Source organism: Halobacteriovorax sp. DA5 (assembly GCF_002903145.1).
In the GTDB taxonomy this organism is placed as follows: domain Bacteria; phylum Bdellovibrionota; class Bacteriovoracia; order Bacteriovoracales; family Bacteriovoracaceae; genus Halobacteriovorax_A.
Window position 1 is genome coordinate 584,237 of sequence record NZ_PPDJ01000002.1, and the last position, 26,136, is coordinate 610,372.

Annotated in this window: 19 protein-coding genes; 9 read left to right on the plus strand and 10 right to left on the minus strand. The window is 36.5% G+C overall.

Going from position 1 to position 26,136, the window contains the following annotated elements; genetic code table 11:
• Positions 1-16: 16 nt before the first annotated feature.
• Positions 17-4,903 (plus strand): hypothetical protein, encoded by a 4,887-nt coding sequence (locus C0Z22_RS06085; RefSeq protein WP_103217451.1) that lies wholly within the window; start codon positions 17-19, stop codon positions 4,901-4,903.
• Here the strand turns inward: C0Z22_RS06085 and C0Z22_RS06090 are convergent.
• The 3 genes from C0Z22_RS06090 to C0Z22_RS06100 are packed head-to-tail and all read right to left on the minus strand — an operon-like array spanning position 4,890 to position 7,683.
• Entirely contained in the window at positions 4,890-5,906 is a 1,017-nt protein-coding gene (locus C0Z22_RS06090; RefSeq protein WP_103217452.1) for a hypothetical protein, read from the minus strand. The two genes, C0Z22_RS06085 and C0Z22_RS06090, sit on opposite strands and share 14 nt — an antisense overlap.
• Positions 5,903-6,988 (minus strand): hypothetical protein, encoded by a 1,086-nt coding sequence (locus C0Z22_RS06095; protein WP_103217453.1) that lies wholly within the window; start codon positions 6,986-6,988, stop codon positions 5,903-5,905. The genes C0Z22_RS06090 and C0Z22_RS06095 overlap by 4 nt, the downstream gene beginning before the upstream one ends.
• Positions 6,989-7,011: 23 nt before the next feature.
• On the minus strand, positions 7,012-7,683 hold the full coding sequence (locus C0Z22_RS06100; protein WP_103217454.1) for a hypothetical protein: 672 nt from the start codon (positions 7,681-7,683) through the stop codon (positions 7,012-7,014).
• A gap of 334 nt (positions 7,684-8,017) precedes the next feature.
• Between C0Z22_RS06100 and C0Z22_RS06105 the strand changes: the two genes are divergently transcribed.
• Complete coding sequence (locus tag C0Z22_RS06105) at positions 8,018-9,796, plus strand: S41 family peptidase (protein WP_103217455.1); 1,779 nt, start codon at positions 8,018-8,020, stop codon at positions 9,794-9,796.
• Positions 9,797-9,811: 15 nt separating this feature from the next.
• Here C0Z22_RS06105 and C0Z22_RS06110 read toward each other — a convergent pair whose 3' ends face one another.
• Entirely contained in the window at positions 9,812-10,639 is an 828-nt protein-coding gene (locus C0Z22_RS06110; protein ID WP_103217456.1) for an SAM-dependent methyltransferase, read from the minus strand.
• Between the two features lie 157 nt (positions 10,640-10,796).
• The gene (locus C0Z22_RS06115) at positions 10,797-12,905 is read right to left on the minus strand and encodes a hypothetical protein (protein ID WP_103217457.1); all 2,109 of its coding nucleotides are present in this window, start codon (positions 12,903-12,905) and stop codon (positions 10,797-10,799) included.
• A 323-nt stretch (positions 12,906-13,228) separates the two neighbouring features.
• Here C0Z22_RS06115 and C0Z22_RS06120 point away from each other — a divergent pair, with 323 nt between their 5' ends.
• The gene (locus tag C0Z22_RS06120) at positions 13,229-13,972 is read left to right on the plus strand and encodes a glutathione peroxidase (protein WP_103217458.1); all 744 of its coding nucleotides are present in this window, start codon (positions 13,229-13,231) and stop codon (positions 13,970-13,972) included.
• 36 nt (positions 13,973-14,008) lie between these two features.
• On the opposite strand, the gene C0Z22_RS06125 is transcribed toward C0Z22_RS06120, so the two are convergent.
• The gene (locus C0Z22_RS06125; RefSeq protein ID WP_103217459.1) at positions 14,009-16,183 is read right to left on the minus strand and encodes a glutamine synthetase III; all 2,175 of its coding nucleotides are present in this window, start codon (positions 16,181-16,183) and stop codon (positions 14,009-14,011) included.
• Between the two features lie 79 nt (positions 16,184-16,262).
• On the minus strand, positions 16,263-16,421 hold the full coding sequence (locus C0Z22_RS15995) for a hypothetical protein (protein WP_158246831.1): 159 nt from the start codon (positions 16,419-16,421) through the stop codon (positions 16,263-16,265).
• A gap of 51 nt (positions 16,422-16,472) precedes the next feature.
• Here C0Z22_RS15995 and C0Z22_RS06130 point away from each other — a divergent pair, with 51 nt between their 5' ends.
• Positions 16,473-17,045, plus strand: coding sequence for a 4'-phosphopantetheinyl transferase superfamily protein (locus C0Z22_RS06130; RefSeq protein ID WP_103217460.1), 573 nt, complete (start codon positions 16,473-16,475; stop codon positions 17,043-17,045).
• Here the strand turns inward: C0Z22_RS06130 and C0Z22_RS06135 are convergent.
• Positions 17,042-18,784, minus strand: a complete 1,743-nt coding sequence (locus C0Z22_RS06135) for a M61 family metallopeptidase (RefSeq protein WP_103217461.1) — start codon at positions 18,782-18,784, stop codon at positions 17,042-17,044. The two genes, C0Z22_RS06130 and C0Z22_RS06135, sit on opposite strands and share 4 nt — an antisense overlap.
• A gap of 117 nt (positions 18,785-18,901) precedes the next feature.
• On the opposite strand from C0Z22_RS06135, the gene C0Z22_RS06140 reads away from it, so the two are divergent.
• Positions 18,902-19,339, plus strand: coding sequence for an iron-sulfur cluster assembly accessory protein (locus C0Z22_RS06140; protein ID WP_103217462.1), 438 nt, complete (start codon positions 18,902-18,904; stop codon positions 19,337-19,339).
• Positions 19,340-19,342: 3 nt separating this feature from the next.
• Entirely contained in the window at positions 19,343-20,143 is an 801-nt protein-coding gene (locus tag C0Z22_RS06145; RefSeq protein ID WP_103217463.1) for a LysR family transcriptional regulator, read from the plus strand.
• Positions 20,144-20,172: 29 nt separating this feature from the next.
• On the opposite strand, the gene C0Z22_RS06150 is transcribed toward C0Z22_RS06145, so the two are convergent.
• Both C0Z22_RS06150 and C0Z22_RS06155 read right to left on the minus strand, forming a co-directional pair.
• Positions 20,173-20,670: a hypothetical protein gene (locus tag C0Z22_RS06150; RefSeq protein ID WP_103217464.1), complete on the minus strand. Its 498-nt coding sequence runs from the start codon at positions 20,668-20,670 to the stop codon at positions 20,173-20,175.
• Between the two features lie 128 nt (positions 20,671-20,798).
• Positions 20,799-22,526, minus strand: coding sequence for a DUF6178 family protein (locus C0Z22_RS06155; RefSeq protein WP_103217465.1), 1,728 nt, complete (start codon positions 22,524-22,526; stop codon positions 20,799-20,801).
• Between the two features lie 228 nt (positions 22,527-22,754).
• Between C0Z22_RS06155 and C0Z22_RS06160 the strand changes: the two genes are divergently transcribed.
• Genes C0Z22_RS06160 through ccoS form a run of 3 tightly spaced genes read left to right on the plus strand, consistent with a single transcriptional unit; the run spans position 22,755 to position 26,132 of the window.
• A complete protein-coding gene (locus C0Z22_RS06160) occupies positions 22,755-23,459 on the plus strand; it encodes a Crp/Fnr family transcriptional regulator (protein ID WP_103217466.1) in 705 nt (234 codons plus the stop codon).
• Between the two features lie 52 nt (positions 23,460-23,511).
• Entirely contained in the window at positions 23,512-25,956 is a 2,445-nt protein-coding gene (locus C0Z22_RS06165) for a heavy metal translocating P-type ATPase (protein WP_103217467.1), read from the plus strand.
• Complete coding sequence (gene ccoS / locus C0Z22_RS06170) at positions 25,956-26,132, plus strand: cbb3-type cytochrome oxidase assembly protein CcoS (protein ID WP_103217468.1); 177 nt, start codon at positions 25,956-25,958, stop codon at positions 26,130-26,132. The genes C0Z22_RS06165 and ccoS overlap by 1 nt, the downstream gene beginning before the upstream one ends.
• Positions 26,133-26,136 lie beyond the last annotated feature (4 nt).

The window sequence follows — 26,136 nt, forward strand, 5'->3', positions numbered from 1 at the left end:
CTATTTGGGATAGTAAATGAAGAAATACACGGAACAGTTTAAATTCATTCTGATGTTTACGCTAATGCTTATGATGGCAAGTTCATGCGTACCTCAGGCAGCTAATAATCGCTCTACATCTAGCAGTGAAAACGATGGTGTGGAAACAGAGATCAACGATCCAACGTTCGCTGATTCAAGGGCCTATATTCAATATGCAGGTAATGTCTATGATGGCGTATTTGAATTGGATAATTACTTTGATGATAAGCTGACATTAAGGGGCCGTGGAATTCATAATTATGTGAAAGTAAATCTTAATAAGACTTACTGTGCTGTCGTTAACTTCCCTGGTATTGAGAGTGGTACACCACTAGTGGCAGTTGGTTTTCCACAATACACAATTAACGTTTCAGAGAATTCAAAAGAATACTTCTTAAAATTTACTTATCGCTCAATTGATAAGTCTATTACTCAGAGCTATTGTGACAATATTGATGTTCAGTCATTTATTGTAGGTAAGGCCCTAAATTCAACGAAAGTAAAATACGATATTGATGAAATTTGTCCAACTTGTTCAAATATAACAACAACGTCAAGTTCACTTCTATTAACAACAAGTTCAGGGGATGACCTTACAACGGCCCTTGGAAATAATATTTCTTTCAAACTATTCTTCACTTATATAGGAACACCTGACACAGGAAATTTGTGTTCACAAGATTCACAATGTAGTGGAAATGGTAGTGACTACTGTTGTCTTAATGGACAATGTGTTCAGGATTTATCGGAAAAAACACAGAATATTCCAAGTACTGTTTTGAATGAGATTGATCTTAACCCATCTGCTATCTATAACTATCCAAATTACTATAATATCTGTACGACAGGTTCTGTACCTGGAACTGACCCAGATGAGGATTATACGCCAGATGAAGAAGCGGCCATTCGCTTTAATCGCCTAAAGCAACTATTTCAATGTACCACTCCATTTGATGGTGAGCGAGGTATCTGTACAACAATTTATGAAGGTGCTCGTACTGATCTAGAAGAAAACTACGAGACAAATATTGATGATACAAATTTTGCTTCTACATATAAAGGAACAAAGCCTTTTGCAAACTCTGTTCATGAAGTACGTTATCAAAATGGAATCATCTATAAAGAAGGTGCTGCTATTGTTCCAGGAACAGTGTCAATATCAGGAGAGAATGACAACTTAACAGATACAACAAAACTTAAAATTACAACTCCATATAGTGAGACGAATAAGTACAAGAACTTAGAGATTGATGCCTATACTGATGTTTCATGTAAACGAATCAATAACTTCCAAGCACAATGTTATAAAGTATATAAGCAGGGACAAAATGAAGGGATGGCAACAGACCACTACCCTGGTACACAGCGATTCCAAATTCCTTATTATGCAAATTTAGGAAATAAGCTAGTTGTTCAAGTTGATGAAGTCACAAGAACACAGAATTCTTCATGGACACTTTCAATTGGATCAATCAATGAAGTTGTCTTTGGAGACAATTATATTGTTCAGGACTCACAGACTGTTAAGATTACATTTTATGTAGACCTTAGCACTTATCCTACGATTCTAACTTCAAAAGAAGCTGCTCAACAAGAGATTGCGACATACTGTAAATGTTCACTTTCTCAATGTGCACTAGAAGAAGTAAGAGATACAAATGACGTGGTTGTAAACTACCAATGTTACCTAGTTTCAAATCAACCACAAGCTCCTTTACAACAATCATTCTATCTCTCTGCAAAGACGGCCCCGCAAAGGTATTTTGACAGCAATGGTGTTTCTAAAAAAGACCTAACGCTTACTGATGTTATTCTTGAACCAAACCTCGCTCAAGAAGGAACAGCATTTGCCTATGCTAACGGTGATAAGTCAAAGCCAAACAATCTAACGGATTACGTTGGTTTTAGTGAGATTTATGGAAGCTTTGATCTGACAAGTACAGCTGCCAAAGCAGCAAAAGAAATCCAAGTAAATGAAGGTATAACTTATGATATCTTCGTTTCAGGTGGAAACTACTCTAGTTGTTCATCATGTGGAAATGATTACTACGCTTCAAGTTTAAAGTATCTTTCAAATGAATTTATAAATGGCCCAGCTGGATATCAACCGGACCTAACAACATCATCGCGTACAAAAACAACAAAATATCGCTCTGATGACTTTTTATTTGGACGTGCCTGTTTTGTACCAGCAACAATGCTTGCTTGGACTCATCAGCCATATGAAGATCAGCAAGATCAAAGATTAAATCGCATGAAGGCACAGCACTTTATGGTTGCTAATGGCTATGATCGCGACTGGTATGGATTCAACTACGGATCTGTTATTGGATCATTTGATGGAGTCAAGTGGTTCGCAGTTGGTTCAAAAAGAAGAATTAAGGCCACAAGTAATAAGCTATTCTTAGCAATTAATGCTAAGTTTGCAGACCAAACTGTTGAAAACAGCTACTCTGTAACAGTACAGGATTCAGTTATTAATGGTAGTTCAAATATTCCAACTACTGACTATGCAACAGATGGTGCAACTTGCCAGCAGGTTCATGCCTGTAACACAGATAATGAATGTGTCTCAGCTCTAGGTTGGGATTACGCTTGTGAAAATATATCAACTCTATCGTCACCTTTTCCAAATTTTGACGTTAACGGAAATGAAATCCCACAAGAAAGTGATATTGATCGTCTACTATCTTTAAGTGGAACTTTTTCTGGTGGAGTTAAAAGATGTGTATACAGAGGACGTGGAGCAGCTTGTCTACCAGAATATAATAATGTGAACAACTCGTCTCAATCTTACACGACAGTCGGTTCGAAGAGACTTCACGGTTGTTCATTCAACAATCATTGTCAGCCACTAGAAGGTGCCAATAATGAAAAATTCAACAATCGTCTTTCTCGTAAGGCAACTTCCCTAGCATTTCAAAATGGTCAAGTTGATTCAGATGAAGATCTTGTTTCAACAGTAGGTCTTGAAGCACCAGCACTTGGCCGTCCATTTAACTATATTGGTAATGAAGCACCTAATTCTAATGCAAAGAAGAATCTACTTCTTAATAATGTTCAGGGACTATGCCTTCCTGGACGTGATGCAAATCTAGAAGATGTTGTCGTTTCAATGGATCGCGAATCAGTTCTAGTACCAGACTTTATTGGGAATATGGGGAACACTGTTACAGATCTACAAAATAATGTGAATCTTAATACTTACCTAAGCTGTCCAACTTTCGATACGACAGGAGACTATGTTGCCTTTGACCGCATTAATAATGTGAGTACAAGAACATCTGACTTACAACTTCTTTCTCGTTCTCAAAACCTAAGTACTTACTTCTTAGAGATTTTTAATGGACTGACAAATAATAATTTACTGAAAGATCTTGAAGATGAAGATGCACCATATGTTGACTCACAGGCACTACCTGTTAATGCATGTCTAAGAGCACCAGGTTCAACTTGTTTTACAGATTTAGATTGTTCAGCTTCTAAATTTGTAACAGATAATACAAAAGGTGTATCAATCGATGATCTAATCACGGCCACAAGTCAGTATGAACTTTCTTTCTGGCAAACAGAACAAGTATGTTCACAACCAGCTCGTGTTGGTGATGATGACTATGACATAAGAAATAATCGTTGCTGTACTCAAATGGGAAATACATTTAAAGTCCCTACTCTTGATATCTTTGGAAGACCAATTTCAAATGATTCAACAATCACAAATAGTGATGGTGTTGATCTTACAAGAGTACCTGGAGCAGAAATTGGAGCAAAAACTTCGACACGCTTCTCAGGAAATGTTCTAACAGAGTATGAGAGAGAAACAGACGGGCTAAACACAATGACGATGGCCACAAAGGATGCAGGAATTCCAGAAGCTAGTGCTTACTCACAATTTAAAGCACTTTCAACATATGGAAAGAAAATGTGCTGTAGCGAAAACTGGGTTCGTAGTTTCAATAAAGAAGTTAATGGTGGTGGCCATGAGTGGGGACCAAATAAAATGCAAGCACACGGCCAGGACTCACTTGAAGATTTCAAATGTTACAACTACGCTGATCAGTCAAAGCAAAACTGTAGTGCAACTCAAGCGCAAAATACATCTAGTTGTTCTTTAGTAGATATTCCAGACGCAATCGGTGAAGATATCACAAAGTGGCTTGGATATTTTGAACTAACAGGTATTCCAAATATTGTTATTAAAGATCATATCTCAGGTGTAGTTGATATGAGTGATAACAAGTGTAGTAAACCTATTTACCGCGATGATACAGCAGCTCCTGAATATGGTGTTGACGGTTATATGATTGCAGATACTCTTGACTACGAGCCACTATCAAAAGCTAACGAATTTAAGCCAGTATTTGAAAGTGATGAGTTTGCTTGTTGTATGCCAGCGGGAACACAGATGCAGGCCGGTGATGATGCTAATTTATGTTGTACAGGTTATATCAATCCGCAAAACAACAAGTGTCAGCTTAAGAATTATTCGAACGTATCAGCATATACAAATCGTTTTGTATCAAGTGAGCTTCAAAATCTACCAGACTCAGATTTTGAACCACTAACAGGACATATGAAAGATCGTGAAAAGTTAGCAATCGTTGCATGTCAGCAGAGCATGTGTGCTGATGGTTATGTTGGTTTTGGTCTTGCTCATGGGCAGTATGGACTTCCAGAAGAGACACTGGCAGATGCAGATGCCGCTGGTGTTGGTAACGTTAAGCGATTCATGCAAAACACAGACAATGATAATGAATTAGGTCGAGTGGATTATTTCCTAGAAGGTCTAAAGTGGAATGCACACGTGTATTGTCTTCCGGCCAACGTGGCTGCTGAGCTACAAGGCTCAACACCAGCTGTTCAAGTTCTTAACTGTAATTAAATTTAATATCAGCAATAATCTTAGCGAGGAGTGCCTTGGCCGCTCCTCTATTATCTTTTGCTATATAAGGATGAATTTTAAAGCTGAGACTTAATTGGCCATTAAACTCCATTGCAACAATTCCTACTGGAAAATTTTTAGATCCAGGAGTCGTTGCAAACCACACTTCATCTTGACCAAGAGATTTATAACTTTCATCACTAACATCCCAGGCGCCAATATTAGAGAATGTTCCTAGCCAGAAATTTTTAGTCGCTGAGTTTCGTGAAAGTTTTGCCATGTAATTACGGCCAAATAAAACACCAATATGATGAACCCACCATAGGCCAATGTGATTTAGAGTTTTTACTTTTTGCGAAAAGCCATTTCTAATTTCGTTATAATCAGAGTTCGCATTTAAGCGTAGTTGAACAAAAGAAGTATGATTCTCGTAAGAACTCTTCTTATTTACAATCCCTCTAATATTAATTGGCAGAAGCCATGAGTATCTTAACTCTTGTGCATCATCTTTTATGAGAGAAAAAACGTGGTGATTAATTAATTCTAGAAGAACAACATTTTGCGAAAGTTTCTTCTCCTTTAAGAAATCATTAAAGGCCTTAGTTTCCTCATGGTTAAGAACGCCTACCTCAAATTCATAATTATCCTTAGGCCTATTATCATTTTTCTCCTTCCACTCAGGAGCACTTGCAGGTGAAATATCCTTTGCTTTTAAAGCAAGCATCAGATGTTTCCAAAAAGATATTTTCTTATGATAATTAGAATAGACTGGAGTTCTCTTTGCTCCAAGCTGAGTTAAATAATAAGGAATTGAGGCACTTCCATCCATCAGAGAATGAGAGTATTCAAAGTACTCTGGTGAAAGAAGGTTACCGTCATGCCACTTAGCACGGCCAATCACACATTGATCGTTCTCTCCCCTTTCTTTTAATAATTCATACCAAACACCTACCCAGTCACGGCCAAAGTAACGTTTAGAAATAATATTAAAAGGCCATATCACAGAAGACTTCCTTCAAAACGAAAAGATCTCTTAGGCCATAGGCCCTGATTCTCATCACTGTGAATTTCAAACATATGTCCTGTGCTTTCCACAACAACGCCGTCAATTAGTGGCGAGAAGTGAATCTCATCCTGTCCCGTATATAAGTTACAGATATGATAATGACTCAACAGATGTGAATCTTTTAAATATTTAATCATAGCTGATATGATATCTTTTTTTGTATCGTTACTCATAGCAGACTTAAAACAGAGGTATTGAACCTCTAAGGTTTTTAAAATACCATTATCAACTTTGGGCCTTCCCATCATTTCAACAATATTAGTTAAAAACTTCTTTGCAAACTTTAAGTTATATAACTTGTAAGATCGTCCAAGATCGCGATTGGCAATCATAAAGATTGAGACTAAATCACTGCCATCAAATACACCGTAATAGGCATTACCTTCTTGATCATCGAGCTCCTCCATAAGGTCTAACTCATGGGCCTCTTGTGTATAGAAAGTTGAAAAATCAGAAAAAGGGATTTCTCTTACATCAAAAAACGTTGGATTAAAGACTGCAGGAATCACAACAGAATAGACGTGATAATTATTGATATAGCGGTAGTTATAACCTCGCCCTCCTTTTGTTAAGGAAGCTATGGCCTTTTCATTATCCGATAAGATCGCGGTGTAGGCCATTTCACATCGAAGATCTTCGGCCAATTTAGGAAGAGCAGCAATGACATCAGCAAAACATTTACGCCACTGTACCTTTGCTCTTCTTCCTCCTTGAGGAGAAACTCTTAAATCACAAAAATATGCAACAGGTCGATAGTCACCATCGATAAATCGTAAGTGTCTTACAATTGTACCAACACCACAAATACTTAAGTCTTCATTTAGAAATAAGAAGGTCCAGAAATGGTTTCCTTTTCTTTCGTAAAACTTGAAGAAGTCACTGCCACGATCAAATGACAATGCTTCATCACCAGTTTCCATATGAATATCTTTATAAAAGTTTAAGATCCCTTCGTTATCTTCTTTAGTCGCCAGCCTAATATGTGAGTAAGGGGCAACGACCTCTTCCAAGGTCAACATACAAACGCTCCTTGCTAGCCAGACTAGCTATAAGATTTAACTTTTTTAATTGAGCGAGCTTTTAGTAGTCTCTTTAAAAGGAACATTACGATGCGACCAAATGATAAATGGACATTCATCATTGTTCCATACTCAATAACTTCATCATCAGGCTCACTCATACCAGGTAGCATTTTAGTATAGCCTTTATAAAGTCTAAACGGGCGTATTGTATTATAGATCTCACCAAGTTTTGGTTTGGCACTTGAGTATGCATAAATATAAAAGTTACGTCCCATGCGTGATGCTTCAATATACATCATAAGCCAGAAGTAAACTCCTAGCAGTCGACAACGTTGATAGCGTGACATCCAAAGTGCTGTGGCTTCGAATAAATCATTTTCAAAATCTGGAACATCTTTTTTTAATTTTGCTAGGGCATCATCAGGTAAACTTTTTACGACACGAGAATCACTACCTAGTGCGAAAGTAAAACCACCACACATTAGCCCGTGTTTATTAAACAGAGCAAATGTCTTATTTCTAGCAAGAAAATCTAAAGGAAATTTAACACCAATTCTTTGGTAAGCGAGTTGTTGAAACTCTTGTAATTCATCAAGTTCGTTAATGCATCTTAGTTCCGAGCGATAAATACGCTTAACTCGGCGCCCCGTTCCAACAATAACACCTGGCAAAACAGCTAATTGTCTAATCATTACTCTCTCCTGTTAGAGTTGATGGGGACATCTTAGGAATAAGCTTAAGCATCAGTAAAATCTCAAAAGATTATTAAAATTTCCCCAATTTCATCCTGCGCACTAATAATACCTATAAAATTGCGCGCTTAGAAAGGGCCAAGAGAAATCTTATTCAATTTCTAACAACATTTTTGGCCATTTCCGTCAAAAAAATATTATTTGCAATAATTATTAGTGTCATAGTGCTACCTTTCGAATTTGTACAAGTGTGAATAATTTCAATAATTAATGCCAAGTACCATGACTTGCGCAGGCCTCATTGCTATTTTTCTCCATTCACAAAAGGAGCCCAATGAAGACAATAATGTCCCTACTACTATTAAGTTTCATGGCCGTTTCAAGCTATGGAATGCAAATTAATAAATCTGCTTTTTCTGGCAAGAATTTCTGGTACATCGATCAAATCGATCGAGTTGAGATTATTACAGATCTATACAAGCAAACAAAAGCTGAATACGCCCTGTGGGAAGTAAAGAAGAAGCGCATCGGTGTTGACGGAGATAAGATATTTAAAGAAGCAATTGAAGCTGAGCAAACAATTGCTGACGTTGATGATGCTGTTTCACAAGCAAGAAGTAATATGGAGTTCTACGATCGTGCAAGAAAGTTAATTGCTAACTTTCAAGATACACACTTTGGACTAAGTACTCATATTGCAGCTCCATGGATTGTATCAGGTTTTAATACAAAGTTAGTTGAAGCTAGCGGAAAAGTAATCATTGCCTCAAAATACGGCAAGGTTATTGAAAAATCAGTTATTGAAACACAAAACTACTACATTAATAAGATCGAATTAGGTGATGAGCTAATCAGTGTTGACGGTGTAAAAGTAAGTGATGCAATTGATGCACTTATGCCTTACATTGACGCATCAAGTCCTGCCTTTGCAAGATCAAGAGCTGCTGCAATGTTAATTGAGCGCTACTTTCTATTTCCAACAAGGCCATATTTTGACATTGAATTTAGAAGTGCAAAAACACAGGAAACTCACAAGGTTCGCCTACCTCTATACTACTCTGGTGATACTAGTATCGTAAGAAAGAAAGATATTTCATTCTACCTTGATCAAAAAGGTTTCTTAAAATTAAAAGAGCTTCGTTTTAAATGGGATAATCAACAGAGAACTTTTGTAAAAGACACAAGTCTAAAAGTCGATACTTTACCAGAAGGCCTTCCAAAAGGTGCTATTGAATTAGAAAACTGGACATCAGCAAATGGTGGTGGAAGCCCTATCGTTCACTCTGCTCTAATTCTTAAAGATGCAAAAGCATATGCTTATATGCAGGTAAACTCTTTTTCAGTATCAACAGTATACTTTAAAGGTGAGCAGCTCTCTTTTATCGAAGCACTTAGAAAAAATATTAAATTCTTTAAAGCACAAAACTTAGACCTTATTTTAGATATTAGAAATAATGGTGGTGGTAATGGTGGCTACCCTGCTCAACTTCTTTCTATGCTAACAGAAGCAGATAAAACATACCCAAATGCTACTTGGGCCTCAGCAGTTACTCGTTATATGAGACAACTAATTGAGTACTACGGTGTTGAAGAAATCTTTAAAGACATTGATGGAAGTGATTGGACAATGCAATCTGATGCTTTCTTTGAAGCTGCAAGTGAAGGAAGAATGCTTTCTCGTGCAACTCAGAATATTGATATTACAGCTGACCCACAAGTAGGTGGATTTGATGGAAAGATCGTTGCTCTAGTTTCACCAAATTGTATTTCAGCGTGTGATATTACAAGTATTCTACTGCAAGGCTCAAAAAGAGCGAAATTAATAGGTACTCATGCAAACGGTACTGGTGCAGGATACCGCTCAAATGACGTGTATAACACGCAATTTAAGGACCGCTATAACGTGTTTTCAACACAGATCCCAAATATGCTATTTGGATACGGTGTTGAAGGTCACCAATTTGGTAATCTCTTAGGAATTGACTCTGCTTATGAGTTAAATTCTGAAAACGTTCCAGTTCAGGCCGATATTAATTATGTTGAGACAAAGAAAGACTTAACTAATTACATGTCAGGTTGGATTGAAAAAGCAATTGAAGTTTTAAACCAATAAAAAACATAGGCCACGCTATTTGCGTGGCCTTATAAACATTCCGATTTCTCTTCGATGCGAAGGAAGATGACAGACAGAGACTTCATACTTCTTATCAGCAGTAAATACCTTTATCCAATCATCAACCTTTTTAAGATCATTAATTACAGGTGTCTTAATAGTTAAGAAAGCACCTTTAATATTCTTATAAAAGTCCATTATACGACGCGACTGATTCGTATTTAAATCTCCATTCAAGTTTAAATCTGAAATGAGCCAGTCACAGTGCTTTGGTAGCTGTGCCCTAGTCACATCAAAGACACTCTTTTTAATATGTGAGAATTGATCTCCAAATTTTTCTGAAATAATTGGATCCATAAGCGCCGGATCAACTGAGACAAGCTTGGCCCCTTTTTCGAGGACATAGTATGAGATTCCACCTGGAGCACTTCCTATTTCCACAATCTGATCTTGCGCACTAATCTCTTCTTTATAAAGCCTAAATGCTTGGCACGCCTTATGATAGGCCCTAGCAGGAACCTCATCAGAAATTTCACTCTCCGTTAAAGAGAAGGTATCGACAGGAGTGATAATAGTATCAAAGTGCCAAAATTGATTTTCCCCCACTCGGATATACTCACCATCAAGAGGGATCTCATTATATTTATCGATAAAAGTCGCCTGTCTACGTGCAAAGGCAACAGGCTTTTTAATAAGCTGTGTTTCGTAATTATCTGGCCCCTTCATGCTAACAAACTCTTTGTTAGAAAAGCTTAGGTGAAGCTTGGGGTGCTTTAGCTTAATTTCTTCTAAAAGAAGATCTTTAAGTTTTGGATGATAGAAGAATAAGTAAAATGTGTTCATAAAAGCTATAGTAGCATGAATAGATAGCTTGGGATAGAACAACTGGCTTCTTAATAGAATTCTAATAAATAGGCATCTTCTCGATTTTTAAAAATGTGGCATAAAATGCCAAGAAATTGGGACGCCCAAAACAAGGGCGTCCACAACGTTATACATCTTATAAAGATGCTGGTGATCTTAGATTTTCTTTAATTTGAAACTGCGTAAAAATATTCTCTTTATTAACACCTTCAGAGTAGAAATTTTGATAAGGAATATTCCCATTTAAATTTGCACTTACACTACCTTTATTAGGATGTGACCCAAATAGACGTGTCAAAAGATGATCATTTTTAATCTGATTATTTACATTATATGCAATATCTTTAAAACGCCACAGCGGTAGTTCATGCTTATATTTTGCAAATAACTGTTTAGAACCAATTTCCATACATGCTGCAATCATTGACCTTCTCTTAGATGGCCTAAAAATATATTTCCAACGATACTTCTTCTCACACTTCTTTTTAATCTCAGAAGTGTAATTGCCAGTCGACCACTCCTTTAAAAAGTCTGCATACGAGTCATATAATTTATGACGACAGCTACTAAATAGAGAGCGAAGCTTCACGAAAATATTTTTCGATTTTCCTCCACACGCTTCTTTGAAGACATTGTAGATTTCATCTGAATTACGATTTAAAAAATTAGCTATATTTGAATTATCCATCGTAATAGTTGATGTAAATTCCGCCGGAGCTCGGACTTGATAATTATCAAACATCGAGACAAAGTTTCCATAGCTATTTGTACGGGCCCTAACAAGATCCTTCATTTTATCTTCTGTCTTTGACACTGCCCAACTATAGTCCTTATTAACCTTACTTTGCTGATCAAAAGTCATCGTAAATACGTTACTGCTGAAGATATCAAAGTCTCGTCTAGCATGAATCAGTTCTTCTTCTGACTGATAATTTATATTCACTTTCTTCGATTCAACACGGTCATTAGAAACTAATTGATCGTAACCAATAAGCTTACCTAAGACGGCCCCGAGTAATTTAGAGAAAATATTTTGAGTATAAGATAGTCTTTCATAACGATGAGAGAAGAATTTATAAACTCTCCCATCCTTAACAACCTCAGTTGACTCAGTTTGAGAGTTCTTTACTCCACCAATGATGAAAGCAAGATACTTCGATTCTTTTAATTCCTTCTTACGGTTTTCATAAGAAGTAATATTACTCGCAAGTGTTGAGTAATTAAATTTACCAAAACGCACAACGCCTTTAAGCTCATTTAATTTCTCACTATTGTTTAAATCATCAACATATAAAGACATATATGCTTTATATGACTTCTCAAAGCTATAATTAAAGTCATAACGAAATAAAGTAAGTCTAATTAGATTTAAGAAATCGGCCATTAAAGTAATATTGGCACCTGCAGAGATTAACTTTGAATCCTCAGCGCTTAATCGAATCATCTCATTGGCCTTAGCATTATCAGCTGGCCCTAGACGTTGAATCTCAACAGTTGATTTTCTTTCGTACTTTGCAAGAGCACCAGCAGCGACACCAATTCCTTGATAAGAAGCAGTGGCGGCTGCACCAGCAGCAAATGTAAGCGCATCTTCCTTTTTGATAAAATCATAATCACCAAGTTTAGAAAAATTCTCCGGCCTTAAATACTTATACATAAAGAAAAGTCGATCAAATTTTGTTTGGAGTGCATCTTCAACATTGTCAGCAAAATGATTAAATCTCATTGTTCTCTTTAGGGAAAGATTACTATAAGACTTTAAGACAGATGGAGATATATTAATGATCCCCTTTTGTTGTAGTGCACTTAAGAAGTTTCTAGCTGAAATTTCAATAACCATCTCATCATTAACGAGGTAGCGATCTTCATCAAATAAGGAAGGTGCCGCACTTCGGTTAAAGAGAACTTTAAAACCATGAAAATCTCCAGCATGTCGCCAACCGACAAGATTAACTCCACCAAAGAAGCCATTGGCATCATGACTTAGACGATCACCTATTGCCTGATAATTGGCCTGGTAATTATCATAGATTTGTCGGTAAATTGGCGAGATATCGGCCAAGTCCGTACTTGAAAATTCTGTTTCTAATTTATGATTATCAACCGAAAAATTAGAAAAAGTAACAGGTTCAACGACATCATCTTGCGCAAGAGCAATCGACGTCTTTGTATTAAATAAAAATGTGAAAATTAAGAGAATAAGTGTTTTCTTCACTCTGTCCTCTGTATTACTTTTTAAGTTCACCACGTCCCCCTTTAGTGATTACCCAATACCCAAGGCTCACTAGCGGAAAAGAAACGGGAACGAACGTGCAATACAGATTCTTTTAGCCTAAAAGGGATTCTACGTTCATTATTCGACACGATGCAAGAAATTCTTATTATTTATTGTCATTCATCAAGTTTTGAATAGTTACCCAGAATTTTTAATAGATTTTGCTTATCTTAAGTTAATTTTAATTTAATAGAATTATTAGGAGATAGTGCCGATAATAAAGACAAGACAAAAGTGATGACCTATTGTTATGGTCAACTTAAGTAAACTAAACAAAAACAAGGAGAATTATAATGGCATTTGAAAGTATTGATGGAAAGCAGGTTCCAAAGACTTCTTTTAAAATTTTTAAAGATGGTGGCCTAGTTGACCTAACATATGATGAAGTATTTAAAGGTAAGCGAGTTGTGGTTTTTTCACTACCTGGTGCATATACACCAACGTGTTCATCAACTCACCTTCCTCGTTACAATGAGCTTGCTGGTGCAATAAAAAAAGAAGGTGTTGATGCTATCTACGTCCTATCTGTAAATGATGCATTTGTTATGGATGCTTGGATACAAGATCAACATGCAGATGAAATTGGTGTCTTACCAGATGGCAATGGTGAGTTCTCTAAGGGAATTGGACTATTAGTAGATAAGTCTGATATTGGATTTGGGGCAAGAACGTGGCGCTACTCGATGGTGGTAAATGATGGTGTTGTTGAAAAATCATTTATTGAACCTGATAAACCAGGTGACCCATTTGAAGTGTCAGATGCTGATACAATGCTTAAGTACTTAAACCCAGAAGCGAAAGCACCAGAGGCAATTGCTATTATCACACGTCCAGGTTGTCCACACTGCCACCGCGCTAAAGAGCTTCTAACAGAAAAAGGGCATAAGTATAACGAGATCATACTTGGGCAACATACTTCTAACCAGTCACTATTTGCTATCACTGGGCAAACGAAGGTTCCACAAATCTTTATCAATGGAGAAAGAATTGGTGGACGAGATAAATTAGAAGAATTAAATGAGCAAGGAAAGCTTTAAATAAAAAAGGCCGCCTATTGGCGGCCTTCTACATTATTAAATCAAAAATAACATTTCAAAATAAGTTGGCACTGGCCATAAATCATCCGGAATAATACTTTCAAGACGTCCACAGTGATCAGCAATCATCTCACTAATAGGCATTAACTCATAAGCTAATGAATGGGCCACTTTTTCTTCATCATGTACATCACTTAAACCTGCCAAGGCATTCTTAAGATTTCTATTTTGCTCAAAAACAGCTTCTAAAGAGAATTGTAGATCTTTTAGAATTTCTGTTTCTACTGACGCTTCGACTTTAATGGCCTTTGAAGCAGCAATTGATGCGGTTAACTTGGCCTTGTAATTAAGTGCCGCAGGGATAACTAATTGGTTAACCATATTTGAAAGAGTACCAAATTCGATATTACGTTTCGTGATATATGTTTCCAGAAGTACATTGTAGCGAGTATCGAGTTCTGATTCACGATAAATACCATGCTTCGTTAGAAATGCTGTCTCTTGTCTATCGACAAGAACATTTAAGCTATCAGCTGTTGTTTTTAAATTAGGAAGTCCTCTTTTTTGGGCTTCTTCAAGCCACGCTTGAGAGTAGCCATCACCGTTAAAAATAACATCCCAAGACTCATTGATAAATGTGTGACAAATATCAAGGAGTGCTTGATCGATAGAAACACCATCACGAATCTTTGCTTCTAGAAGATTATTTGCTTCTTCTAAAACTGCAGTTACGGCACCGTTTAGAATTGTCAGAGGAAAACCAATTGATTGGTCTGAACCACAGGCACGGAATTCAAATTTATTTCCAGTAAATGCAAATGGTGAAGTACGGTTTCTATCAGTGTTATCCTTTGGAAGCTTAGCAAGTGCACCTGCACCTAGATCAAGAATCGTTTGTGACTCAGGAGAGAATTCCTCACCTTCTTTAATTGCTTTAAAGATTCTTTCAATTGTTGAACCAGTAAAGACAGAAATAATTGAAGGAGGGGCCTCATTAGCACCTAGGCGGTGATCATTACTGTGAGAAGCAATTGCGGCCCTTAAAAGTTTAGCATGGCGATGTACTGCTGCAATAACAACAGAAGTAAAAGCCAAGAAACGATAGTTTTGATGTGGTTCACTTCCTGGGTCAAGAAGATTAATTCCCGTATCACTTGCTAGTGACCAGTTAAGGTGCTTTCCTGAACCATTGATACCGGCAAACGGCTTTTCATGTAAAAGCGCAACAAAGCCATGACGAATGGCCACATTTTCAATCATGGCCATTACCATGTGATTATTATCAGCTGAAACGTTAGCATCTCTAAAGATTTGAGCAAGCTCAAATTGTCCTGGTGCAACTTCATTATGACGAGTTTTTGCAGGAATTCCTAGTTTATGAAGTTCATAATCTAGCTCTTCCATAAAAGCGAGCACACGCTCATTGATGGCCCCAAAATAGTGATCATCTAATTGTTGATTCTTTGTTGAAGGAGCTCCAAAAAGAGTACGTCCTGTCATCACAAGATCTTCTCTTAAATTATAGTAATTCTTATCAATTAAAAAATATTCTTGTTCTGCACCACAAGTTGCAATGACTCGTTTAACATTCGTTTCACCTGATAGGTGAAAGAATCTCTTTGCAGTTTCACCCAGGGCCGAAACTGAACGAAGAAGTGGTGTCTTCATATCAAGGGCCTCGCCGTGATAAGAAACAAAGGCAGTTGGGATACAAAGAGTTTTTGATTCACCTGTACCAATTAAAAACATTGGAGATGTTAAGTCCCAAGCAGTATAGCCACGTGCTTCAAAAGTAGAGCGAGATCCACCATTTGGAAAAGAAGATGCATCTGGCTCACCTTGAGTTAGCTGAGACGCTGATAACTTTTCAATAGGTCTTCCAGTTGAGTAGTCAAAATCTAAGAAAGCGTCGTGCTTTTCAGCAGTTGATCCAGTTAAAGGTTGAAACCAGTGACAAAAGTGAGTTGCACCTTTATCAAGGGCCCACTTTGTAACGGCCTTTGCAACAATCTCGGCCTGGGCCTTAGAGATATGAGAGTTTGAATGTATCGCCTCGTTAATTTCTTCTTTAATTGAATCAGGGATTTCCTCTGCCGTTTGAATATCAAACGTATTTTCACCATAGTAGTCTGTTACTTTTTGGTGCTTACCTGATTTGTCTCTGGGACGTAGAAAATTTAAACCTTGAATTAGATTACTTGGGACACTCATTTACTTCCTCTCCGTGGCAGTATAGATGGATAACTCCCTATATTATAAGGACTAAAGAGGATTTGTGTCCAATGAAAATTTATTTCTTGATTGTGATTGCTTGAGAGTAAACTTGCGTTTTAAACACCTGATTATGATCAATTTCGGCCGCCTTGATTTTGGACATACAAAGTACACATCCTGCCATTAAAACAAAGATCATTTTTACGATTGCTTCATATGCATCCGGTGGTAACATTGCTAACTCCAAAAGTTTAGGCTAATTTAATTGACTTAATATTAGAGCATAATGGCAAAAGAAATGCTGATGAGCAACAAAAAATTCATGCGAAGTACATTTTTATACCTTGGCCAAGAGGAGCTACCAGAAGGCTTCATGGCCGACAAGCGCAATGACTTTAGACTGAGTCGTTATTGTTTATCTTCATTAACTGGCCTTAAAGATATATCTATTATCAATCACTTACATTTAGATAATCATGACAATATGCTAGTCTCAATTAGTCACACGAAAGAGCTTGCGGCTTGTGCGCTATGCACAAATAAAGATGTTAAGTCAGTCGGTATTGATATTGAGTGGTCTGATCGAAAAATGCGTGAAGGAACTTTTAAGTATTTTGTCTCACATGAAAGAGAACTAAATATACACTCTCCTCTTGAGATCTGGTGTATTAAGGAAGCGGCCTTCAAGGCCTACTCACCTTTTCATGATGATGAAAATGAGAAGATATTGGTCTTAACTGACTTTGAGATTTTAGAAAAGGGAGTTCTTAAAGGGCCCAAGGACAATAAGCTTGTCTATGAAATCATCGAAGAGAAATATCAGGGCAGGCCCTTTAAGCTTGCCCTGAGTGAATATTAAAATAAAAAGCTTTCTAATTTCTTTTCATCTTCGATATTAATTTCTTTAATCTCTCTAAGACCGTTTCCAAGAGTAACTCTTAAAGTCATCAACTTCCCTGTGCGAGCAATTAAGAAATCAACTTGATCATTTTCTTTATACATCTCGGCCATTGTATCGTAGGCCTTCTTATCAAGTCTTAATGAGTTAAGAGCAATAAGTTCATCACCTGCATTTAGTCCTGCTTTATATCCACAACTTTCTTGGCGAATTGACTTGATGATAAGCTTTCCACCTTCTTCGGCCACTGTTGCACCAATATCTAGCTTAGGAGTTGTCCACTCAACACTAGCACCCATGCGCTTTAAGTAATCTTCAAAATCAATTTCTTCAACACCTTCAACAAGAAGTCTAAATTCATCGCTAATATTTTTAGAAACAAGTCCTTCTAGGATTTCGAAGAAGCCTTCTTTTGTAATTCCCACAGCAGGTCTTTCTTTATAATCCGCCCATAGAGCACGAACAAGATCGTTGATTCCCTTTCCTTCATTCTTCATCAGTGTATTAAGAATAAAGAAAACGAGCCCACCTTTTAGGTAATAGCTAACAGATGAGTTTTTAAAGTTTTCACCAGCACGGTAAAGTTTAATCCAGGCATTGAATGATGAATCTTCAAGAGAGTGATAACCACGCCCAGGAGTGCCAAGGTAATTGTTAATATTCTTCTTCATACACTCTAAGTATTCTTTTAGAGAATAGAAGCCACTGCGATAAGTGATAAGCTGATCAACAAAGCTAGTCATCCCTTCCGTTAACCAGTGCATACGAGTGTAGTTTTCATTTTTATAATCAAATGGCCCAAGCTCAACTGGACGAATTCTTTTTACGTTCCAAAGGTGAAAGTATTCGTGAGCAACAAGTTCCATATACTCTTTATAGCCTTTCTCTTTTGCTAAATGGAATGGACAAAATTGTAGTACCGTCGAGTCTAAGTGCTCAAGTCCACCAAAGCCACTTGGACTTAAGTGAGTGATAAAATAATAGTGATCGTAAGGAAGCTCGTCCCCTACTATCTTTGCAGTCTCTTCAACGATCGTCTTAATATCATCATTAAGCTTATCCATCACTTCTTGTGAAGATTGAGCATGAGCAAAATCTCCATAGAAAGCAATATGGTGTTCTTTATTTTGGTGCATGAAACCATAAGTCTCATGGCATCCAATTTCAATTGGAGTATCAAGAAGCTCATCAAAGTCTTGCGCTTCATAGATAAAATGATCTCTTTTTTCAGAAATATCTTTTAAGGCCGTTGTTACTTTTGACCAAAGTGGATTAATTTTAATTTCTACATGTGACTTACCACTTTGCCCCTCAATGCCAAGAAAAACACTTGGCCCATGTAAGAAGGCATGTGTGTTATCAACATGAGAAGTACGCACAGTTAATTCATGACAATAGATACTATAGGCAATTCTTATTTTTCCATCTTCACCAAATGAAGTCGATTTAAAACTTGGGTGAGTAAGATCAACTCTCCACTCATTCTTTGAAACTTGTTCATGGAAAAGACGTTGTCCTTTCGAATCTTCAACCTTGATTTCTTTAATATGACGAGAGTACTCTCTCATTAAATAAGAGCCTGGCGACCAAGAAGGCATAAAGAAGCGAACTTCATTTGAATTTGTATCCAGCACTGCATCTAAAGAAATATTAACTAAGTGAGTGTGGGGATTTGGAATATCGATTATATATTTAAGCATTTATCGCTCCTTTCATAAGCTTTCGTATTCTACCAATTTATTTCAAGAAAAACCTCTTGAAAAGGATTCGTTTAATTGCTAAAAGCCCTCTAACAACACAATTTAATGGAAAATCTAATGGAAAATCAATCTGACAACGCACAGCAGTCTGAGCATTATAATATTGACCGCTCACAAGTTGTACTACCACAACTTACTTTTACTCAAGTAGCACAAGATCAACTCAATCTTATGCTTGAAAATGATTTCACACTACAAGGAAAGTACTTAAGAATCCTTATTAGTGGTAAAGGTTGTGAGGGATTTAAGTATTCAATTGGGTTCCATAACTTAAATGATGATGATTTTCTAATTCCTGTCCCTTGTATGGATATCGAAGTTATTATTGATCCATTTACGGCATTTTATCTTGGTGAAACTTTAATTGATTACCAATTTAATTATATCAATGACGAAGAAGGTTTTGTTGTAACTAATAAGCAACAAGAAGAATTCCAAGGCAAATTCTGGCGTAAAGATAAAACAAAGATTCCTCCTAAGGCAGAGGCCCTGTAAGCAATGGACTATCGTTACCTAAAGGCGTTTACTCTTACGGCAAAATACTTAAGCTTTTCAAAAGCTGCCGCAGAGTTGAAGATTGCTCAATCAGCAGTTTCAAGACAAGTAAAACTCCTTGAAGAATCGATGAATGAAGAGCTTATTATTCGCTCAAGTAAGAAAGTTATTTTAACAAAGAAGGCCAAGCAACTTCTAAAGTCTATCGACCAATTTGAAGATAGCCTTGGTAATATCTTTGAAACCACTCAAGAGCGTCCTGTACATATCGGGATTCTTGATGGACTACTAGTTAACTGGTTTAACCCTATCCTTGCAAAGTATGCAAAGAATTATAAAAGAGATATTTTCATTCACGTAGCCGATAGCCCAGCACTTAGACGTGGGATTGAGGATGGTATATACGATATTATCTTCTCAACAGATAATTTCCAATCAGACCTCACATCTTCTTTAAAATTATTTGAAGAAAAATTTGTGATCATCTCAAATGAAGTAATCAATAAGAGGAAGCTTCACGAGTATACGTGGATTGTTTTTAGTGAACTTGACCACCTTCATAAATTATCAACAAAGGCGCCACCAAAGAAGATCGTTGTGGACTCTCTAGAGAGTATCAAGGCACTTGTAAAGCATGGTGTGGGGATTGCTGTTGTACCAGATCATACATTATCGAAGCACGATAATTTTACGACAGAGCAAGTAAGTGGACTAAAGAATATGAATATCTATATGACTACTTTAAGCTACAAGAATCAACCGGCATTTCTAAAAGAATTTATTAAGATTTTAAATACGAAATAAAAAAGGCGAACATTTAGTTCGCCTTTTTTTTATTTTCTTTTGATGTCTTTGATTCCAACAACACCAATTAGGAATACTTTGTTTGAGATGAAATGAAGAGTTTTAGTTCTTCTATTTTCAAAATTAAAGAGCCAATCTTCACCAACTCTTTCTACAGATGCAGAATACTTTTTACGACTATCATTTACTCCACTATAAAGAGTATCGATTTCGATATCACCACCATCAGAAGGGTTTAAGTTACTAACAGTGATCTTAACAACATCGCGATCGCTTCTTCTTACAAGAACAACACCTTTCATCACTTGTTCGAGAGAATATGTTTCATTTCCAATGATTTTTCCCTTATCAGAAAATTCTTTTTTATAGACTGATGTCACCTCTCCCATTTCTTCATCAACGTTAACACCTAGATGATAGAAGCTCTGATCCTCGTCATTTGTGATATGAACAAGCTTAACCTGAGCGGCCATTAGTGATGTTGTTGTGACAACTGTTAAAAGAAGTAATTTCATCAATGATTTCATATTCATCTCCCTCTCAAATTGATACGGCATATTGCCATTAATCACTTGTTAATGGGAGAGAAAATTTTACAACTATGTAAGAAAGACAATTCTTCAAACATTAGCCATAACTAATAACACGTATTAGACTAACTTAAGGTGTTAAAAATAATAGGCCCACCAACGTGCTTAAACTCATCATCACGAAGATTTTCAAATTCATAACCCGCTAAATGGTCGTGTAATATTTTCAGGATATACTCATTAATATTCTCAATTTGATCAAGTCCAAAGGTTTGAGCAAAGCCTGCAACCTTTTGGGTAATGTAATCATTTTGAAAAATACCTGAGCTAAGGTTAGATTTCTTAGAAAATTCTCTAAACTCTTCAATTGAAACACCCATTTTGCGAGAGTCATCTTTGTCAAACTTATCAAGACTGTAATTAATAAGAGTTGAGAGGATGATGGCCTCAAAATCAATTGAGTTAATATCGTAGTTTAAATAGAAGTTATCAGAAAGCATGCCATCGTCTTTAAGAGATAAATAAGTCTCTTTAAGTGTTTTAATAAAAGGCATCAACTCAATTAGAAGCTTACACTTGCTTTGTAACTTTCTCCAGACTTCAACATTGTTAACAACAACAATCTTATTGTCATTGTCACGATACTTCACAAGATCACTAAAGAAATCATCTAGAAATAAATCAAAAGAAGCACCTAAAAAATTCTCTTCAGTATCTTCAAAGAGATGATTTCTTAGCGCCTTTTTCACATCCTTTTGCAGAATGCGAATGAGCGAATTTCCAATCTTATAAATATCAGTAAAATCAAAGTACTCAAAAATACTTTCATCAGCAAAGTTTCGGATATCTTTAATATAAGACATTCCAAGAAGGATTAATTCTCGGTTCTGATTCCCAATACGAGTCATAGCAACAGGGCCATCTTTTAAAACCCCATAGTACTCCATACTTGCATTAAGCATGCGAATAAAGTTGAAATGTAGGTAGCTAAAGCGCTTCTCATCTTGAACCTTATTCAGCTCCTCGTGAATACTTGCAGCATTCTTTTCAAAGGCAATAATCGAATTTTGGTGAAGTGTTTGAAGTTTACCTTTTGTCGAAATATTACCAGTTAGAGGCTGTTTTTTGTTAATGAATAAATCAATATGGCCAACAGAAGGAAATGGATTAACCACTTGTAGGGCCTCGAAATAATCAACGAAGCCAAAGTCTCTTAGCCTTTCTTTCTTATCTTGATACTGATTCTCATTGTAGATCATATAGTCTTCAGAAATCATTTTAAAAAGATGCTGGTAAGCAGCTTCAACACCAACTTCAGTATAAAGGTCTTTGATAAGTTGGCGTACTTCATCGACAACTTCATTATCTTCATCAAATTCGAATAAAAGAAGATTATCTTCAGTTAAAAAGTAGTTGTCGTGATCATCTGGATAGAGAGGATCTTCAACATCGAAAGTCCAAACATTGAAGCGTCCCTTAAGAAATAAAATGAACTGATCTGATTTTACAAATTCATAACGAATTTCTTCATCAGGACACTTAGCAACTGTACTTACCCATGATGTGAATTCATTGATATCAAGTTCATCTTTTGTCCAAAGGTCAATATCATAGAAAGTTTCTCTTTGCTCTTTAGACAGAAGCTTAAGAGCGTGAGATTTGACTTCAACAGGCAGGGCCTTAATTGAGACATAAAGTGGCTGAACAGGTAGCTTTTCAAGGCTTTCCCCTTTAGAGATGTAGCTATTAACTAACTCCATCGAAGTATAGGCCTTAGACTCTTTAAGAATTAAAGAAATAACGTCAGTAGTCGCTAAATTATTATTCTTATTGTCTTTCTTATTGTCGCTCATTTTGTCCACCAATATTGTCAAATAAGCCTTTAATTTAAGCTATTTAACTTAAGTTGTTAACCTAAATCTAAAGTTTGTACTGCGATACAGTAAATTACTAAAAATATTAAGAAGAAAAACACCTTCTAACACTAAAACATGATATTCGTCATATTATTTCCCCTATAACTTATTTAATTTAGATATATGAAGTGATAAGATTGGTTTAACCAAGAAAAGGTATAAATTATGGAAAAGAGACAGTGTGTAGATTGCCCATCAAGAGAGTTAGGGATTTTCTGTGGGTTATCAAATGAAGAAGCTGCTAAAGTATCACTTACTGCATCTTCATTAAGGTTTAAACGTGGTGAAAAGCTGTTTTCGCAAGGAAACCGCCCAGCAGGTATCTACTGTGTACAATCAGGAAATATCAAGCTGACAAAAACAGGCTCCGATGGAAAAGAGACAATTGTGAGAATTGCTCAACATGGAGATGTTATTGGCCACAGATCACTATTTACTGCTCAAGACTTCAATGGAACAGCAACGGCCATTGATAATGTTTCCGTATGTTTTATTGATAAACCAAGTTTATTAAAACTAATCAATGATAAACCAGCAATTGCGCTAGAACTAATTAATAAGTTAAGCCGCGACATGGGAATTGCAGAAGAACGCTCAAGTGCTTTCCATCAAAAAAATGTTCGCGAGAGAATAGCTCAACTTCTACTCGATCTTGCTAAGACTCATGGTAACGTGCTTATCAATGGTGAAATTCAAATCGAGCTAAAGCTTACAAGAGAAGAGATGGCCACAATGATTGGAACGGCCAATGAAACTCTAATTCGTATTATTTCTGAATACAGAAAAGACGGTCTTATTGATCAAAATGGTAAGTTAATCATTATCAAGGATGCCGCTGAATTAGAGAAGAGAGCTGAAGGCGTTTATTAAAGTTTTACTATTTTAAGTTTATAAAAAAAAGATAACTAACAAGAATGTAGAGATGGATATCCAAAGTATCACAAGCAAGAGACAGGCTTGCGAGGCACAAGAGTGCCTTCACTGCTCTGAAGAAATTGCCCCTGGTGAGCTCATCACTAATGAAAGAGATGGCAAATTAGAAAAGTTTTGTTGCTATGGGTGCATGAGTGTCCACTCTCTTCTTCTTAGTAATAACCTTGAAGATTTCTATCGCTATCAAAATGAGCAAGGCTCTCAGGCCAATAGCCTAAAAGAGCGCCCTACGACATCTGCCAATAAATTTGAATACATGGATAGCGAAGCTTTTATTCGCGAATACATTACAATTGAAGGAGATAAGCTTAAAGTTCACTTTCTACTTGAAGGTGTCCACTGCTTTGCTTGTATCTGGTTAATTGAAAGAATCTCAAAACTTGAAAACTCAGTTATTGAGGCCCAGGTTAATATTGGAAATAATTTAGGTAGTTTCACAATTGATACAAAAAGACCGTATTCAATTGCAAAGCTTGCTGCAACTCTTGCGCAACTTGGCTACACTCCTCACCCGTTTAATATTGAAAAAGATCAAGAAAAGAAATTAAGTGATCGTCGCGATATTCTTCAAATTGGAGTTGCAGCTTCGGCCATGAGTAATATCATGATCTACGCTGTTTCAAATTATGCCGGGGCAACTGGAGATTACGTAAAATTATTCGATGGAATAAGCTTTGCATTTTGTCTTCCAGTGATTCTTTATAGTGCTAGGCCAATCTTAGTTAATAGTGTCAGTGCTATTAGACTTAGAAGTACTAATGTCGATATCCCACTAGCAATGGCAATTGTCTTTGGCTTCATACTGTCGGCAATTAATTTCTTTAGAGAATCTGGACCTGTATACTTTGATTCAATCACAACACTTATATTTCTGATTTTACTGTCACGCTACTTTGTAAAGATGTTGACTCAAAAATCAATGTCGACAAAAGGCATCTCCTCTCTATTTCTAAACACTGGAGTTAAGAAGATTGTTGGCGATACAATTAAACATGTCTTCTCTAATGAAGTTGAGGTTGGTGATCAAATTCTTTTTGAAGAAGACGAAAGAATTATCTACGACGGAAAGCTTGCAAGTGAAAAAGCACTAATTCTAAACTCAATTAATACAGGAGAGAGCCGCCCACTTGTTGTTAATAAGGGAGACTTCATAGCAGCAGGTGCTGTAAGTTTGAGCAATGACCTCAAACTTGAAATTAGTGCAATTGGAACGCAAACAAAACTAGGTAAGAACCTATCAGCAATTGAGAATAATACAATCGTAAAAAACCCTGCCAATGTATGGGCACAAAAAATTTCACGCTACTTCACAATTGGAATTATCGTTCTAAGTATCGTGGCACTTATTCAAGGTCTTTATACTGGAGACGTTTCAAAATCATTTGAAGTCATCCTAGCAATTTTAATAGTTGGATGTCCCTGTGCCTTTGCTATGGCCACACCAATTGTTGTTGCGACTAGAATTAATAAGCTTAAGTCGTATGGTATCTATGTTAAAAACGAGCTAAGCCTAGAAGAGTTAAATAATGCAAAGAATATTATCTTTGATAAGACTGGTACTCTTACAAAAGGAAAGTTTGCAGTAAGTAGTTTTACAAATCAATCTGATCTAAGTGATGAAGAAATCCTTGCTTTAACATTTACTCTTGAAAGAGCGGCCCAACACCCTATTGCTTTTGCACTAAAGAAATATTCAAAACAAAAACTATCAAATACTGATCTCTCTAAGTACGAAGATATAGTTGCTGAGGTGATTACAGGAAAAGGTGTTAAGGCACAAATCGAAGACACAACTTACTTTATTGGCAAGGGCATACTTGATGCAGAGATTGCCCTTTTTGCTGATGAAGTGATTATTGCCACTTTTAAAATTGAAGACAGCATCAGACCTGAATCAAAAGAGCTTGTGAACTTCTTGCAACAAAGAAATATTGATATTCACCTATCTACTGGTGATGCTTCAGAGATGGCAAAAAAGATAGCGAGAGAAGCGGGTATCAATGAGGCAAGTCTTAATATTGAACAAAGCCCGGAACAGAAGCTAGAGCTTGCTAACAGACTCGAAAATGTTGTCTTTGTGGGTGATGGTGACAACGATGCTCTTGCCATGATTAAGTCTAATGTATCAATTGCAATTGGTGCACAAGCAGACATTGCCCTTAGAAGCTGTGACATTTATATGCCACAAGAAGACTTAAACCTCATAAAGGTCTTATTTAAAGTTGCACGTAATGTGAAAGGTACTTTACGCCGTAATATTATGTTTGCAGTTACTTATAATATCGCAGGAATAACATTGGCGCTAATGCATATCATTACTCCACTGCATGCGGCGATTTTAATGCCAATCAGTTCATTAACAGTTCTTCTTTCAAGTACACTTCCGTTAATTGGATTTGATAAGAGAATGTTAAAAAATAAAGGAAAAAGCTGATGGAAGTCATTATCGTTCTACTACCGATTGCAATATTCTTAGCAGTAGGATTTCTGTTGTTTTTTATTTGGGCGACTAAAACGGGTCAATATGATGACTTAGATACGCCTTCTATTAGAGTTTTATTTGAAGAAGAGAAAAATAATATTGTTCACAACCAAAAAAAGGAAGAATGATTAT